This is a genomic window from Sphingomonas sp. (assembly GCF_036387595.1).
Lineage (GTDB): Bacteria > Pseudomonadota > Alphaproteobacteria > Sphingomonadales > Sphingomonadaceae > Sphingomonas.
Map to the genome: position 1 here is coordinate 1 of NZ_DASVTL010000113.1, position 14,885 is coordinate 14,885.

Annotated in this window: 15 protein-coding genes and 1 tRNA gene; all 16 read left to right on the forward strand. The window is 68.8% G+C overall.

Going from position 1 to position 14,885, the window contains the following annotated elements; all coding sequences use genetic code 11:
- A partial coding sequence (locus tag VF643_RS12925) for a TonB-dependent receptor domain-containing protein (RefSeq protein ID WP_331043797.1) occupies positions 1 to 1,095 on the forward strand: 1,095 nt, incomplete at its 5' end.
- 213 nt (positions 1,096 to 1,308) lie between these two features.
- Complete coding sequence (locus VF643_RS12930; protein ID WP_331043798.1) at positions 1,309 to 2,121, forward strand: type II secretion system protein N; 813 nt, start codon at positions 1,309 to 1,311, stop codon at positions 2,119 to 2,121.
- Positions 2,118 to 4,334: a type II secretion system secretin GspD gene (gspD, locus tag VF643_RS12935; RefSeq protein ID WP_331043799.1), complete on the forward strand. Its 2,217-nt coding sequence runs from the start codon at positions 2,118 to 2,120 to the stop codon at positions 4,332 to 4,334. Before VF643_RS12930 ends, gspD begins: the two co-directional genes overlap by 4 nt.
- A 164-nt stretch (positions 4,335 to 4,498) precedes the next feature.
- Positions 4,499 to 5,962, forward strand: coding sequence for a GspE/PulE family protein (locus VF643_RS12940; RefSeq protein ID WP_331043800.1), 1,464 nt, complete (start codon positions 4,499 to 4,501; stop codon positions 5,960 to 5,962).
- Between the two features lie 146 nt (positions 5,963 to 6,108).
- Positions 6,109 to 7,332 (forward strand): type II secretion system inner membrane protein GspF, encoded by a 1,224-nt coding sequence (gene gspF / locus VF643_RS12945; RefSeq protein ID WP_331043801.1) that lies wholly within the window; start codon positions 6,109 to 6,111, stop codon positions 7,330 to 7,332.
- Between the two features lie 8 nt (positions 7,333 to 7,340).
- A complete protein-coding gene (gene gspG, locus VF643_RS12950; protein WP_331043802.1) occupies positions 7,341 to 7,781 on the forward strand; it encodes a type II secretion system major pseudopilin GspG in 441 nt (146 codons plus the stop codon).
- A gap of 181 nt (positions 7,782 to 7,962) precedes the next feature.
- Positions 7,963 to 8,412, forward strand: a complete 450-nt coding sequence (locus VF643_RS12955; protein ID WP_331043803.1) for a GspH/FimT family pseudopilin — start codon at positions 7,963 to 7,965, stop codon at positions 8,410 to 8,412.
- Positions 8,405 to 8,773, forward strand: a complete 369-nt coding sequence (gene gspI, locus VF643_RS12960) for a type II secretion system minor pseudopilin GspI (RefSeq protein ID WP_331043804.1) — start codon at positions 8,405 to 8,407, stop codon at positions 8,771 to 8,773. Before VF643_RS12955 ends, gspI begins: the two co-directional genes overlap by 8 nt.
- A complete protein-coding gene (gene gspJ / locus VF643_RS12965) occupies positions 8,770 to 9,408 on the forward strand; it encodes a type II secretion system minor pseudopilin GspJ (protein ID WP_331043805.1) in 639 nt (212 codons plus the stop codon). Before gspI ends, gspJ begins: the two co-directional genes overlap by 4 nt.
- Positions 9,401 to 10,390 (forward strand): type II secretion system minor pseudopilin GspK, encoded by a 990-nt coding sequence (gene gspK / locus VF643_RS12970; RefSeq protein WP_331043806.1) that lies wholly within the window; start codon positions 9,401 to 9,403, stop codon positions 10,388 to 10,390. The genes gspJ and gspK overlap by 8 nt, the downstream gene beginning before the upstream one ends.
- A complete protein-coding gene (gene gspL / locus VF643_RS12975; protein WP_331043807.1) occupies positions 10,387 to 11,460 on the forward strand; it encodes a type II secretion system protein GspL in 1,074 nt (357 codons plus the stop codon). Before gspK ends, gspL begins: the two co-directional genes overlap by 4 nt.
- On the forward strand, positions 11,457 to 11,927 hold the full coding sequence (gspM, locus tag VF643_RS12980; protein WP_331043808.1) for a type II secretion system protein GspM: 471 nt from the start codon (positions 11,457 to 11,459) through the stop codon (positions 11,925 to 11,927). Before gspL ends, gspM begins: the two co-directional genes overlap by 4 nt.
- Complete coding sequence (gene gspN / locus VF643_RS12985) at positions 11,924 to 12,652, forward strand: type II secretion system protein N (protein WP_331043809.1); 729 nt, start codon at positions 11,924 to 11,926, stop codon at positions 12,650 to 12,652. Before gspM ends, gspN begins: the two co-directional genes overlap by 4 nt.
- Positions 12,653 to 12,696: 44 nt before the next feature.
- Positions 12,697 to 12,773, forward strand: a tRNA-His gene (locus tag VF643_RS12990).
- Positions 12,774 to 12,891: 118 nt separating this feature from the next.
- On the forward strand, positions 12,892 to 13,935 hold the full coding sequence (locus VF643_RS12995; RefSeq protein WP_414713862.1) for a Glu/Leu/Phe/Val family dehydrogenase: 1,044 nt from the start codon (positions 12,892 to 12,894) through the stop codon (positions 13,933 to 13,935).
- Between the two features lie 221 nt (positions 13,936 to 14,156).
- The gene (gene ccmC, locus VF643_RS13000; protein ID WP_331043810.1) at positions 14,157 to 14,882 is read left to right on the forward strand and encodes a heme ABC transporter permease CcmC; all 726 of its coding nucleotides are present in this window, start codon (positions 14,157 to 14,159) and stop codon (positions 14,880 to 14,882) included.
- Positions 14,883 to 14,885: the final 3 nt, after the last annotated feature.

Here is a 14,885-nt window from a genome sequence, read left to right on the forward strand (position 1 = left end):
ACGCCGCTGGGCGCCTTTGCCTATGACGCTTCGCTTCGCATCCACGCGGGCTATGCGCAGGCGGAGGCCGAGGCGGCGGACGGGCTGCGTGCGGTGATCGGCATCCGTTACGAGACCGCGGACGAGCGGGTGACGCCGGCCGGTACCGCGACGACCCGGCTGAAGAACGATTATCTGCTGCCCGCCGCGACGCTGACCTGGAACTTCGCGCAGGACATGCAACTGCGCGCCAGCGCCAGCAAGACGCTCTCGCGCCCGCAGTTCCGCGAGTTGGCCCCCCAACAGTTCCGCGACCCCGATTCGGATCGGCTGTTCTTCGGCAACCCGCTGCTGAGCGATACCAAGCTCTACAATCTCGAAGCGCGCTACGAATGGTTCTTCGCACGCGACCAGCGTTTCACACTGGCGGGATTCTACAAGCGGATCGACAATCCCGTTGAGCAGGTCGGCTTCTACACCGGGGCCGACGACCGCCTCCAGACTGGCTTCACCAATCTGCCGCGCGCGCGGCTGTACGGCGGTGAGGTCGAGATGCAGAAGTACGTGCCGCTCAACGGCCTCGGCGGGGATGCGTTTGCGACGCTGCGCGGCGTGCTGGTCGCCAATTACACCTATACAAAGTCGTCGATCACCGCCGATGATAGCTGCGTTCCCAACGTACTGACCCAGACGCTGGGCGGGTGCCAGGCCGGCTTCGGTCCGGCGGGGCGCCAGTTCCGCAACGGCGCGCCGCTGACCGGCCAGTCCGATCATCTGGTCAATCTTCAGGTCGGCGTGGAGGACACCGCTGCGCTGTCGCAGGCGACGTTGCTCTTCAACTACGCCAGCGAGCGCGTGACGAACCGCGGACCGTCCAACCTGTCGGGCATCGGCTTCCAGCCCGACATCGTCGAACGCCCCGGCGTCCGCCTCGACCTGGTCGTGCGTCAGGGCATCACGCTTGGCGAGGGGCAGTTCGAGGTGAAGTTCGAGGCGCGTAACTTGACGCACACAAAGTACCGCGAAAGCCAGACCTTCCCGAACGGCAACGAGGTATTCATTAATCGCTACGACCTGGGCCGGGTATTCTCGCTGGGAGTGAGTGCGACTTTCTAGGCGCAGCAAGCGCGAGCGCGAGCAAGCCCGGCCGGCGGGACTTCGTTCCCGTCCGACGCGGCTTTGCCGCGGCGCTCTTCGCCTGGCCAGCAAGGGTGGGAAACGGCGGCGAAATGCGTCGAGCTTCGACGCTGCCCCACCCGCGCGCGGTTGCAAGAGATTGACGCCGGGCCGTAACATGCCATGCGTTGCGCAGGCGAGACGGATGAACGGATGCGATTGAAACTCGACGCGCGCAGCCGCGCGATCCTGCGGCGGTTGCCTGCGGTGAACGTCTATTCGGCGGCAGAACTGCTGCTGCTGGCGGGGCTGGCGGTGCAGGCTGCGCGGCTGGTCTGGGCGATCCTGACCCCGGTGTCGCCGCTCGGCGAGTGGCGCCCGGCGGCGGTGGCGGAGGTCGCCTCGCCGGTCGCGACGTTGACCGGCTTCGATCCCTTCTTCCGGCTGGGGGCGACGGCAGGCCCCGCGGTCGTCACCTCGCTCCAGCTCACCCTCTACGGCATCCGCGTCGATGAGGCGTCCGGCCGTGGCTCCGCGATTCTCGCTGGCGCCGATGGCCTGCAACGCAGCATCGCGGTGGGCGAGGAAATACAGCCTGGCGTGACTTTGAAGGCGGTCGCGTTCGATCACGTCACGATCGACCGTGGCGGCACCGCCGAAGACCTGTTCCTCGACCAGTCAGGCGGCGCGACGCCTCCGCAGCCCGGTGGTGCCCTGCCGCCGCAACCCGGCGCGGGCGTCACCGTGGCCCAATTGCGCCAGGATATTGGCTTCATCCCCCGCATCGACCGGGGCCGGGTGAGCGGCCTGGTCGTGCGGTCGCAGGGTTCGGGGGCGGCGTTCCGTGCGGCGGGGCTGCGCGACGGCGATGTGGTCACCGCGCTCGGCGGTCGCCCGGTCAGCGGCGCCGACGATCTGGAGCGCATCACCCGCGATTATGCCGCCGGGGGCAACGTCCCGATCACCGTCGAGCGAGGGCAGGAGACCCTGCCGCTCGCCATCACCATCGCGGGGCCAGCGAAGTGAAGACCATCTTGGCGCCCGTCGCCGCGCTCCTACTCGCCGCCCAGATTCCTGCCGCGGCGCAGGCGCAAACTACGCTCAACGTCCGCGATGCCGACATCCGCGCCTTCATCGCCGATGCCGCAAAGGTGACGGGGCGCACCTTCATCATCGACAATCGCGTCCAGGGAAAGGTGACCGTGGTCACCGATCGTCCCTTGAGCCGCTCGGAATATTTCGAGGTCTTCCTCTCCACCCTGCGCGCCAACGGCCTGGTCGCGGTGCCGACATCGGGGGGCGCCTTTCGCGTCCAGCCGCTCGACAATGCCGCGTCGCAGCCCAGCCGCGTCGGTTCGGCAGGCGCGAACCGTAACGCCTATGTCACCGAGGTCGTGCGGCTGCGCTCGATCGATTCGACCAGCGCGGTCGAGACGGTGCGCCCGCTGGTCAGCGCGCAAGGGTCGGTCACCGCCAATCGCGCGGGCAACAGCATCGTCGTCGTCGATTTCGCCGACAACATCCGCCGCATCCGCGAAGTGCTGCGCCGGATCGACACCGACACCGCGTCCACCCGCGTCGTCACCCTGCGCAACGCGGGCGCCAAGGAGATCGCCGCCGCGCTTGGCGGGCTGCTCGGCACCGGCGCGGCGCCTGCGGGCGGGCAGGGTGCCGCGACCAGCGGCACCGGCACATCGGTGGTCGCGATCGAAAGCTCCAATTCGATCGTGCTGCGCGGCGATCCCTCCACGGTCGCCCGACTGGCGCAGGTTGCTGCCGATCTCGATCAAAAGGCGCGCAGCGGCACCGAGATCCGCGTCGTCGCGCTGGAGAATGCCGACGCCGAACAGCTCCTGCCGGTACTCCAGCAGCTCGTCGGCCAGACCCCCGATCCGGTGCAGGAAACCACGCTGACCCGCGGCAGCTTCCAGCAGAGCAACGGCAACTCCTCCTCACCGCAGTCGATCAGCGCCCCCGCACCCGTGCAGCAACCGCAGACCGGCGGCGGCGGTGGAGGTGGGGTGGGCGGCGCGAACGGTCAGCAGGCCGCGATCAGCACGCAAGGCGGCCGTACAGCTGCGGTCGTGACCCGCTTCGCCGGGGCCAACGCCATCGTCATTGCCGCACCGGCCGATATTCAGCGGCAATTGTCGGAGGTCATCCGCCAGTTGGACGTGCGCCGCGAACAGGTGCAGGTCGAGGCGATCGTGGCAGAGGTATCGGACGCCACTGCGGCCCGGCTGGGCGCGCAATTCCTGCTCGGCAGCCTTTCGGGCGGTGCGTTCGCCGCGTCGACCTACAGCAATACCGCGCCCAATCTGCTGACTATCGCGGGCGCGATCGGTGCGCGCGAACTGGCGACGACGACGACCACGATCAACGGCGGCACAACGACGACGCAGACCAACAACGCGGCCAGCGACACGCTGGCGCAATCCGCGATCTCATCGATCCTCGGCACCAGCGGCGGGTTCGGCGGGTTCGGCGGCACGATCGGCAACACCGTGTTCGGCGCGATCATCAATGCGGTGAAGAGCGACACCAGTTCCAACCTGCTCCAGGTGCCGCACCTGACGACGCTCGATAATCAACAGGCGCATATCCTGGTCGGTCAGGAAGTGCCGGTGACCACGGGGCAGGCGCTCAGCACCAATTTCGACAATGCCTTTCGCACCGTCCAGCGTCAGAACGTCGGCATCCAGCTGGACGTGAAGCCGCAGGTCAATTCGTCGGGCTCGCTGAAAGTGTATCTGCGGCTGGAGGTCAGTTCGGTCGCCGGTCCGGTATCGAGCGACAACAGCGAATTGATCTTCAACAAGCGCGGGGTGGAGAACACCTTCACCGTCGACGACGGCAGCATCATGGTGATTGCCGGGCTGCTCGACGACGCCGAACGCCGCACGATCGAGAAGATACCGCTGCTCGGTGACATTCCGGGGTTGGGCGCGCTGTTCCGATCCAAGGCGCGCTCGCGAACGAAGACCAATCTGATGGTCTTCATCCGTCCGACGATCCTGCGCACGCCAGCGGACAGCCGCCGCATCACCGAACAACGCTACGGCTATCTGCGCGCGCTTCAGGGCTATGCCGATCCCGGCGTCGAACCCTCGATCGACCAGCTGGTCCGCGACTATATGAATGCAGCGCCCCCGATCCCCCGCGCGCCGATGCGCGGCAATGTCGAGGATCCCGATATCGCGGTTCCGGTTTACCGCGGCATGCCCGAGAAGAAGCGGTGATTCTCGGGACCGGTGGAGCCTTTGGGCATGGTAAGCCCGTGGATCACCCTCACCCTTCCGCGGCTTCGCCGCCTCCTCCCTCTCCCGATGGGAGAGGGAAGGGGCCCGCCGCCACAGGCGGTGGGAAGGGTGAGGATGATGCGGACTTTCCCGCGCATGTCGCAATGGCGAAAACCATCCCCTATCACTTCGCCCGCAAATTCGGCGTCGTCCTCGACGGCGATCACATCGCGATGCGCGAGGGTGCCGACCCGCGCGCCCTGCTCGAACTCCGCCGCCACCTCGCCCGCCCTTTGGATGTCGCCTTCGTCGAAGCCCCGGTCTTCGATCGCCTGCTCGCCACCGCTTACGCCATGGATGGTCAGGCAAGCGCGATGGCGCTTGGCGGTATCGGCGAACTCGATCTGCTCGCCGGCGACATGCCGACCGCCGAAGACCTGCTCGACACCGCCGACGATGCACCCGCGATCCGGCTCATCAACGGCATCATCGCCGACGCCACGCGCAACGGCGTGTCCGACATCCACATCGAACCCTATGAGACCGGGCTCGTCGTCCGCATGCGCATCGACGGCGTGCTGCGCGAAACGATGCGCATGCCGCCCCATGTCGCGCCCGTGGTCGTCAGCCGGATCAAGGTCATGGCGCGGCTCGACATCGCGGAACGCCGCGTGCCGCAGGACGGGCGCATGGGGCTGACGCTGGGCGGCAAATTGCTCGACGTCCGCGTCTCGACGCTGCCGTCGCGCAGTGGCGAGCGCGTGGTGCTGCGCATCCTCGACAAGGAAAACGCCGGCATCGACCTGGCGGCGCTGGGGCTGACGCCGTCGCTCCACGCGCTGCTCACCGATGCGCTGGCCGAACCCAATGGCATCATTCTGGTCACCGGCCCGACCGGCTCGGGCAAGACGACGACGCTGTACGCGGCCTTGCGCGGGCTGAACGACGGCAGCCGCAACATCCTGACCGTTGAAGACCCGGTCGAATATGCGGTGGACGGCGTCGGCCAGACGCAAGTCAATCCCAAGGTCGGCCTGACCTTCGCCGCCGGGCTTCGCGCGATCCTGCGCCAAGACCCGGACGTCGTCATGGTCGGCGAAATCCGCGATCGCGAGACCGCCGAGATCGCGGTCCAGGCGTCGCTCACCGGCCATCTCGTCCTCTCGACCGTCCACACCAACGATGCGATCGGCGCGATCACCCGCATGCGCGACATGAAGGTCGAACCCTTCCTGCTCGCGTCCACCTTGCGCGCGGTGATCGCGCAGCGGCTGGTGCGGCGGCTGTGCCCCGCCTGCCGCAAACCGGTACGCGCTAAGGGCACCGTCGCCACCCTGCTGGGGATAGCGCCCGACACGATCGTCCATGAGGCGGCGGGCTGTGCGGCGTGCAACGGTTCCGGCTTCAAGGGCCGCGTCGGCGTGTTCGAAGCGGTGCGCGTCGACGATTTCGTCCGCCGTGCCATCAACGAGGGCACCGGCGAAGACACGATCGCCGCCCATGCCTTCGCCCGCGGGCCGAGCCTCGCGGTCGCGGCGCGCGAGATGGTGGAGCGGGGGGAGACGACCGCAGAGGAGGCGGTGCGGGTATCGCGCCGCGACGCCACGGACGTTGTGGCGGATGTGTGATGCTTTCTCGATCCTCCCCGGCACGGGGAGGGGGACCGCCGCCAAAGGCGGTGGTGGAGGGGGCTCGCCGCGAGCGCGTTCCTTGCGGCATGCCCCCTCCACCAGCCTGCGGCTGGTCCCCCTCCCCGCGAAGCGGGGAGGATCACGTGCCTGACTTCGACTATCTCGCCATCGACACGCGTGGCCAGGAGCGTCGCGGCCACGTCGTGGCCGATACGTCGGACGCTGCCCGCGCGGCGCTCGACTCGCGCCGTCTCTACGTCGTCCGCCTCGAACCCGGCGCACCGCCCGCGCCCAAGGCACGCCCGCTGTTCGGCCTCCAGCTCGGCAGCCCGAAGATGTCGGGCAAGAACCTGACGCTCTTCACCCGCCAGCTTGCGACCCTCAACCGAGTCTCGCCGCTGGAGGAATCGCTGCGCACGATCACCAAGCAGACCGAGCAGGAGGGCGTCCGTGCGATCGTCGCGCAGGTCCACACCGGGGTGGTGGAGGGCCGCCGGCTTGCCGATTCGATGGCACGCGCGCCCAAGAGCTTTCCGCCGCTTTATCGCGCGATGGTGGCGGCCGGGGAGAGTTCGGGCACCCTGCCGACGATCCTCGATCGCCTCGCCGCGCTGCTCGAACGCCAGGCAGAAATCCGCGGCAAGCTCATCACCGCGCTCGCCTATCCCGCCATTCTCGCGCTCGTCGCCCTTGGCGTGGTCACCGCGCTGATGATGTTCGTGGTTCCGCAGGTCGTCGAGCAGTTCGACACCGTCGGCCAGCAGTTGCCGCTCCTGACTCGCATTATCATCTGGATTTCGGATGTCCTCGTCGGCTGGTGGTGGATCATGCTCCTATGCGCGATGATAGTGACCTTTGCCGCCTGGCGTGCGCTGAAGCAGCCGTCGATCCGCCTGTCCTTCGACACCTGGTTGCTGCGCGTGCCGTTGCTCGGCCGCCTGCTGCGTGATCTCCACGCCGCCCGCATGGCGCGCACACTCGGCACCATGGTGGCCAGCCGTCTGCCGCTGCTGGAAGGCCTGACGCTGACCGCGGGCACGATCCACAACCGGCGCCTGCGCGTCGCGTCCGACAGCCTTGTCGATGCGATTCGCGGCGGCGGCAGCCTGTCGGCCGCGATGCGCCGCGCGGGCGTGTTCCCGCCGCTGCTGACGTATCTCGCGGCCAGCGGCGAGGCGGCCGGGCGGCTCGACGAAATGTTGGAGCGCGCCGCCGACTACCTGGAGCGCGAGTTCGACCGCTTCACCGCGACCGCGCTGTCGCTGCTCGAACCCGCGATCATCGTCCTGATGGGCGGCATCGTCGCGACGATCGTGCTATCCATCCTGCTTCCCATCCTCCAGCTCAACACGCTGGCAGGGCAATAGAGGTTTCCATGCGTATCCCACAGAAGAAGCGCCGCAGGAACGAGGAGGGTTTTACGCTCGTCGAGCTGATGGTGGTCATCGTCATCATCGGCCTGCTGGCGACGATCGTAGCGCTCAACGTCCTGCCCTCGGGCGACACCGCGCGCATCCAGAAGGCCAAGGCCGACATCGCCACGATCGAGAACGGCCTCGAACTCTACCGGCTCCAGATGAGCACCTATCCCACGACGTCGCAGGGCATCCAGGCGCTCGTCGCCGCACCCGCCGGCGCCGACGCATCGCGCTATCAGCGCGGCGGCTACGTCAAGCGTCTGCCGGACGACCCTTGGGGCCGCGCCTACCTCTATGCCTCGCCGGGCCAGCATGGCGAGGCCGACGTCTGGACCTATGGCGCGGACGGCAAGGAAGGCGGCGAGGGGATCGATGCCGACATCGGCAGCTGGCAGTAAGCCAGGTGTGGCGCCCGTGAGGCGTTCCGCCGAACACGGCTTCATGCCCGTGAGGCGTTCCGCCGAACACGGCTTCACGCCCGTGAGGTGTTCCGCCGAACACGGCTTCACGCCCGTGAGGCGTTCCGCCGAACACGGCTTCACGCCCGTGAGGCGTTCCGCCGAACACGGCTTCACGCCCGTGAGGCGTTCCGCCGAACACGGCTTCACGCTGGTCGAACTGATGGTCGTCCTGACCGTCATCGCGCTTACGTCGGCAATTGCGATGCTGGCGATCCCTTCGCGCGGTCGCGTCAGCGAGGAGGCGGCGCGCTTCGCCGTGCGGGCCCGTGCGGCGCATGATCTCGCCATCGTCGGGGGCCGGCCGACAGCGGTCTGGATCAGCGGCGGCGGTTATGGTTTCGACCAGCGCATCGACGGCGGGTGGGTGCCGATCGCGGACAAGCCCCTGCGGGTCGAGCGCTGGGATGAGCGCACCCGTGCCTCCAACGGCAACGGTGCGGGGCGATTGCGGATCATCTTCGACACCACCGGCATGGCCGATCGCGGCGCCGACCTCCGCCTCACACGCGACGACGACACCGCGACCGTGAGGATCACCGCCGATGGCAGCGTTAACGTGGATGGCTAGGTCTCGCGGCTTCACCCTTATCGAAGTGATGGTGGCGCTCGTGGTGTTCAGCCTCGTCGCGATGGCGCTGATGCGCCTGCAGGGCGCAACGATCCGCGGAGCGGCGACGCTCGACACGACGATCGCCGCGCAGATGGTGGCGCGTACCGTCGCCACCGACGCCGTGACCCAGGCGCAGCCGCCCGTCGTCGGCCGGTCGGACGGACGCGGCCCAAACGGCGGGCGCGATTGGAACTGGACGCGCCGCGTTTCCGGCACCGGCGATGCGCGTATCGTCCGGATCGACGTCGCCGTAACCGATCGCACGGGACAGATCGTGGCACAGGCGACTGCGGTACGCCCCGCGACGACGGCACCATGATCCGCTACTCGCAACCCGACTTCACGCCCGTTCGGCGCTCTGCCGAACACGGCTTCACGCTGGTCGAGGTGATGGTCGCCCTGCTGATCTTCGCGATGATCGCGTCTGCCGGGGTAGCGATCCTGGCGTTCAGCGTGCGTGCGCAGGCGGTGACCGGCGACAAGCTCGACGATGCGGCGGCCATGGGCCGCACCATATCCATCCTCTCGGCCGACCTCGCCCAGGCGATCAACCGTCCGTCGCGCGATGAAAGCGGTACGCTTCGCCCCGCCTTCCTGGGGGAGGGTACGACGGTGGCACTCGTGCGGCTGGGCTGGAGCAACGTCGATGCGGCGCCGCGGCCCTCCGCGCAGAAGGTGACGTACCGCGTCGCCTCGGGTGCGCTCGAGCGGATCGGCTATCCCATGCTGGACGGAGCACAGCCGTTCCCCCCGGCCACGCTGCTGACCCGCGTTCGCCGCGCCCAACTGCGCTACCGATTTCGCGGCGCGTGGAGCGACCGCTGGGACGGAGCCGGTGGCGCGCCGCTGCCCGACGCGGCGGAACTCTCGATCGTCCGGGAGGACGGCACGACATGGCGCCAGATGTTCCTCGTGGGCACCGGCTACGCGCCTCCGGCGGCGACCGGTGGCTGAGCGGGTGCATCATCGCGAGCAGGGGGCTGCGCTGCTCACCGTGCTGCTGCTCGTGGCGATCGTGGCGGTGATCGCCGCGACCGCGCTGGAGAAGCTGCGGTTGTCGACGCGCATCGCGGGCAACGCCGGCATTACCGAGCAATTGCGCAGCTATGCTCAGGCCGCCGAGGCGCTGGCGCTGGCGCGGGTAGGCGCATTGGCAGGCACGGGCGCCACGCGCACGACGCTGGCCGGCGGATGGAGCGACCGCCCGTTCACCCTGCCTCTGCCAGGGGGCGGCACCGCCAGCGTGCGGGTGGTCGACGGCGCCAATTGCTTCAACCTCAACGGCCTGGTCAATGCCCTGGCGCCGGGCGTGTACCAGAGCGCTCCGGCGCAACGCCTGATCTTCGCGCGGCTGATGCGGCTGACGGGCACGCCGCCCCAGGTTGCCGATCAGGTGGCGGGATCGGCAGCGGACTGGATCGACACCGATGGCGAACAGCAGGGCGGTGGTGCCGAGGATGCGACCTACCTGAGCCGCGATCCCTCCTATCGCACTGCGGGCACGCTGATGGGTGATCCCAGCGAACTGCGCGCGCTGAACGGCATGACGCCGGAGGTATATGCGGCGGTGCGCCCCTGGGTCTGCACGCTTCCGTCTGCCACGCCTGCGCCAATCAACGTCAACACCCTGCTTCCCGAACAGGCGCCGCTCATCGCCATGCTGCTGCCCGATACCTTGCCGGTCGAGACTGCGCGCCGCGCGCTGCTGTCCCGACCTGCGCAAGGCTATGCCAATACCGCCGCCTTCTGGACCCAATCGGCGCTGTCGTCGCTGACTTCCGGCGAGGCGGCGGGGCAAACGGCGGTCAAGACGGCATGGTTCGCGCTGACGATCGATGTCCGCCTCGGCACGTCCACGCTTGAGGAACATGCGCTGATCGACGCGACGAGGCTTCCCGCGCGGCTCGCAACCCGGCAATGGGGTGAGCGATCGTGACGACCTTGCTTTTCCTTCCCGCTGGCGATTCCGGCTACCGCTGGTGGCGGATCGCCGACGAGCGCGTGGTCGCGCAAGGCGACGGCGTGCCGCCGGGCGATGCGCCGGTGGTCGCGATCGCACCTGCCGATGCAGTGGCGCTCCATTGGGCGGAACTACCCTCGCGCTCGCCCGCCCAGGCGAGTGCGGCCGCACGTATCCTGGCCGCCGAGGCGAGCGCTACGCCGGTCGCCGACCTGCACGTCGCGATCGGCGATGAGGGCCAGGGCGAGCGCCCGATCGCGGTGGTCGATGGCGATATGATGCGGGCCTGGCTGGCCGACCTGGCCGCTGCCGGAGTCGATCCGGCAGCGGTGTTGCCTGCACCCATGCTCCTGCCGCGCCCCGATCACGGCTTCGTGCGTGGCGAAATCGCGGGCTTTCCCGCCGTGCGCGGCCGCGCGACCGGCTTTGCGGACGAGGCGCGGCTCACCGCACTCGTCACCGGCGGAGAAGTCCCCGCCACGCTCGACCGCGCCGCCGTCCAGGCGGCGGTGATCGCGGCGGTAGCATCCCCGGCGCTTGATCTGCGGCAAGGGGCGTTCGCGCGTCGGCGGCGGCGTGCGATCGACTGGCCGCTGGTCCGGCGGCTCGCGCTGCTGGGGCTTGCGATCCTGGGCGTGACGCTGGCGATCGACCTGGTCCGCATCGCCCGGTACAGCCTGGCCGCCGATGCGCTTACGGCACGCGCCGATGCGCTCGCGCGAACCGGCCTGCCGCGCGGCGAAACCGTGACCGATGCCGATCGCCAGCTCGACGAGCGACTGTCGCAGGTGCGCGGGCCGGGCCTGGGCTACAGCGCCACCGTCGCGACGATCTACGATGCCGTCCGCGCGACGCCGGGCACCGAACTGACCGCATTCGATTTCCAGGCCAACGGCGACCTGCGGCTGGGCATTTCATGCGAGCGCGAGGCGTTGGCAACCGACCTTCAGCGCGCGATCACGGCACGCGGTTTGGATGTGCGCGCCGGCGTGTTCCAGGCGACAGGCGGACGGGTGAGCGGCGAGTTCACGGTGACCGCGCCATGATGGGGCTGCGCGCGTGGTTCGCGGCGCGGTCGCTGCGTGAGCGCCGGCTGCTGCTGGTGGCGCTCGCACTCGCGCTGGTGACGCTGCTTTGGGCCGGCATCGTGCTGCCCGTGCGCGATGCGCTGTCGAGTACGCGTGAACGTCACGCGAGCGCGGTCGATCGGCTGGGGACGACGATGACCCGCGTCGACCGCCTCCAGACGGTTCGACGCAGGCCGCCATTGACCGGTGACCTGTTGGAAATCCTCCGCAGCGAAGCGGCGGACGCGGGCTTCGCGCTGGCGACGGTGGATCGGCAGGGCACCGACCGCGTCCGTGCGACCATCCAGTCGGCGCGACCAGGCGCGCTCGCGGGCTGGCTTGCGCGGCTCGAAGCTCGCGGCATCCTGATCGATTCGGCGACGCTCACCGACCACGGCGACCGTACGGTCGGTGCGGTACTGGTCCTCAAGGCACGCGTCGCATGAGGCGCATCCGCCTCGCCACGGCGCCAGCGGCGCTGTTCGGCGCATTTGTGCTGCTCGCTCTGATCGCGTTCCTGCCGCTCCGCCTCATATTGGGGATCGCGGGGGTCGGCGATGCCGGGCTTTCCGCGCGGGCGGCAGAGGGCAGCGTGTGGGCCGGGCGGTTGCGCGACGCTCGCTTCGGGGACGTGGCGCTGGGTGATCTCGATGCCCATCTTTCTCCCTGGCCGCTGCTGGTCGGGCGTGCGCGGATCGCGCTTGATTCGGTGACCGATACGCCCGTCCAGACGCTTCACGGCGCATTAGGGGTAAGCCGAACAGGCGTGCGGGCGGACGATCTCAGCGCGACGATCGCGCCGGGCAGGCTGTTCGCGCCGCTGCCGGTGACGGCGTTGATGCTCGATGCGGTCAGCGTGCGTTTCGAAGACGGCGCGTGCATGGCGGCGGAGGGCCGCGTCAGAGCGACGTTGGCGGGCGATTTCGCAGGCGTCGCGCTTCCGCAGGCACTCAGTGGCGCAATCCGCTGCGAGGGTAAGACACTTCTCGTTCCGCTGTCTAGCCAGGCAGGGGCCGAGCGGGTCGATCTGCGCATCGACGGCGATGGCCGCTACCGCGCCACCGTCGCGCTTCAGCCTGCCGATGCTGCCGGGCTCGCGCGGTTGGCCACCCTCGGCTTCGTCCAGGGGGCAGGGGGCTATGTGCTTTCGATCGAAGGCCGCTTCCGATAGCTTGACGCGAGGCGACCGGGGCCGCTAGGGGCGCGGGTCTCGCGGCGATCGTAGTTCAATTGGTTAGAGCGTCGGCTTGTGATGCCGGATGTTGCGGGTTCAAGTCCCGTCGGTCGCCCCATTTCTCCAGCTTCGCTGGACGCGGCACGCGCGCTGGCCCACGCCGCTCCTCGGGTGGCTGAGGAAGGGGCCGGCCGGGCACGCGGGCCGGTGCCGTTTTCCACCAAGGGCCGATCAACATGCGCTGGGGCTTCCCCGATTTCGACGACCATGAGGGCGTCCATCTCTTCACCGATCCCGCCTCCGGGTTGCAGGCGGTGATCGCCATCCACTCGACCCATCTCGGGCCGGCGGCGGGGGGCGTGCGCTTCTGGCATTATCCTACCAGCGACGGCGCGATCACCGACGCGCTGCGCTTGTCGCGGGGCATGAGTTTCAAGAATGCGATGGCGGGTCTTCCCATGGGCGGCGGCAAGGGCGTCGTTCTGGCAGGCGGTACGGGCGGCGCGATCAGTACGCCACAACTCGAAGCATTCGGCCGCTCGGTCGAGTCGCTGGGTGGCCGCTACGTCACCGCCGAGGATGTCGGCATGTCAGAGGCCAGCATGAAGGTGATCGCGGGCCAGACGCGCCATGTCTCTGGATTGCCCGTCGCGGCGGGCAGCGCGGGCGGCGATCCGGGGCCGTACACCGCACGCGGCGTCTATCTGGGGGTGAAGGCAGCCGCCAGGCGTGGGCTGGGCGCCGCGGACATGCGCGGCGTGCGGGTCGCGATCCAGGGCGTTGGATCGGTCGGCGGCGGCCTGGCCCGGTTATTGGCCGCCGATGGCGCGGCCCTGACGCTGGCCGACGTCGATACCGCGCGGGCCGAGCGGCTCGCCGCCGACTTGGGAGCGACGACCGTGTCCTCGGACGAGATCCTGCGTTCTGACGTCGACGTGGTCAGCCCCAATGCTTTGGGGGCGATCCTGACCGAAGCCTCGATTGCAGCGCTCAAGGCGCCCGTGGTCGCCGGCGGAGCCAACAACCAGCTTGCGACCCGCGAGGACGGCCGTCGCATCCATGAGCGCGGGATCGTCTATGCGCCCGATTACGTCATCAACGCTGGCGGCATCATCAACGTGGGTCTGGAATATCTCGGCCTCGGCGACGGGATGGAAGTCAACGCGCGGATCGATCGCATCCCCGCGCGGCTGGACGAGGTCTGGGACGAGAGCGCAAGTACGGGAGACCCGTCCTCCGACGTCGCCGATCGCATCGCGATGCGGCTGATCGGACGCTAGAGTCGTTCGCGACCCAGTTGATACGCGATAGCCCCTCCCCTTCAGGGGCGGGGGTGGGGTGGGGGCGCGCCGCGGGCGGTGTCGCTTGTGGAGAGCTCCCACCCCCAGCCCCTCTCCTGAAGGGGAGGGGAGAGCAAACCTGGTCGCGTTCGACTCTAGCGCCTCGAACTGCGTGGTTGGCGGGTGACAGGCGCCCGCGCCCGACCTAATGGTGCGTAACCGTGCCTGCTTTCCATGCCCTTGCGAACCCCGCGCGCTTTCTGAAGATCGCGCGGCCGTTGACGCCGATCCTGATGGGACTCGGCACACTGCTGGTCGCGATCGGCAGCTGGGCGGGGCTGACGCAGACGCCGCCGGATTATCTTCAGGGCGAGACGGTACGCATCCTCTACGTCCATGTCCCGGCCGCCTGGCTCGGCATGGGCGGGTGGAGCGGATTGGCGCTGGCGAGTATCGCGTATCTCGTCTGGCGGCACCCGCTGGCCGATGTCGCGGCGCGCGCGATCGCGCTTCCGGGTGCGACGTTTGCGGGTATCTGTCTCGTCAGCGGCGCGATCTGGGGGCGTCCGACCTGGGGAACGTGGTGGCAGTGGGACGGGCGGCTGACCTCGATGCTGCTGCTCTTCTTCGTCTATTGCGGCTATATGGCGCTGGCGCGAGCTGACGCCGATCGTGGGGGCGATGGCCGCGTGCCTGCGCTGTTCGGCATTGCCGGTTCGGTGCTGCTGCCGATCATCCGCTATTCGGTGGTTTGGTGGAATACGCTGCATCAGGGGCCGAGTATCGGGTTGACCAGATCGTCGATCGATTCCTCGATCCTCTGGCCGCTGCCGATCATGCTGCTGGGCTTTACCTGTATCTTTGCGGGCATCGTCCTGATGCGCATGCGCACCGCGCTCGCGCGTACCAAGGCGGAAGCGCGGATGCGCCGTATGGCCCGCGCGTGAGGA

Bases quoted from the DNA above. Each gene is read 5' to 3' on its own strand.
- gspN (WP_331043809.1), top strand. From the start codon at position 11,924: ATGAGGCGCATCCGCCTCGCCACGGCGCCAGCGGCGCTGTTCGGCGCA.
- VF643_RS12930 (WP_331043798.1), top strand. From the start codon at position 1,309: ATGCGATTGAAACTCGACGCGCGCAGCCGCGCGATCCTGCGGCGGTTG.
- gspI (WP_331043804.1), top strand. From the start codon at position 8,405: ATGGCTAGGTCTCGCGGCTTCACCCTTATCGAAGTGATGGTGGCGCTC.
- VF643_RS12995 (WP_414713862.1), top strand. From the start codon at position 12,892: ATGCGCTGGGGCTTCCCCGATTTCGACGACCATGAGGGCGTCCATCTC.
- VF643_RS12940 (WP_331043800.1), top strand. From the start codon at position 4,499: ATGGCGAAAACCATCCCCTATCACTTCGCCCGCAAATTCGGCGTCGTC.
- gspM (WP_331043808.1), top strand. From the start codon at position 11,457: ATGATGGGGCTGCGCGCGTGGTTCGCGGCGCGGTCGCTGCGTGAGCGC.
- gspJ (WP_331043805.1), top strand. From the start codon at position 8,770: ATGATCCGCTACTCGCAACCCGACTTCACGCCCGTTCGGCGCTCTGCC.
- gspG (WP_331043802.1), top strand. From the start codon at position 7,341: ATGCGTATCCCACAGAAGAAGCGCCGCAGGAACGAGGAGGGTTTTACG.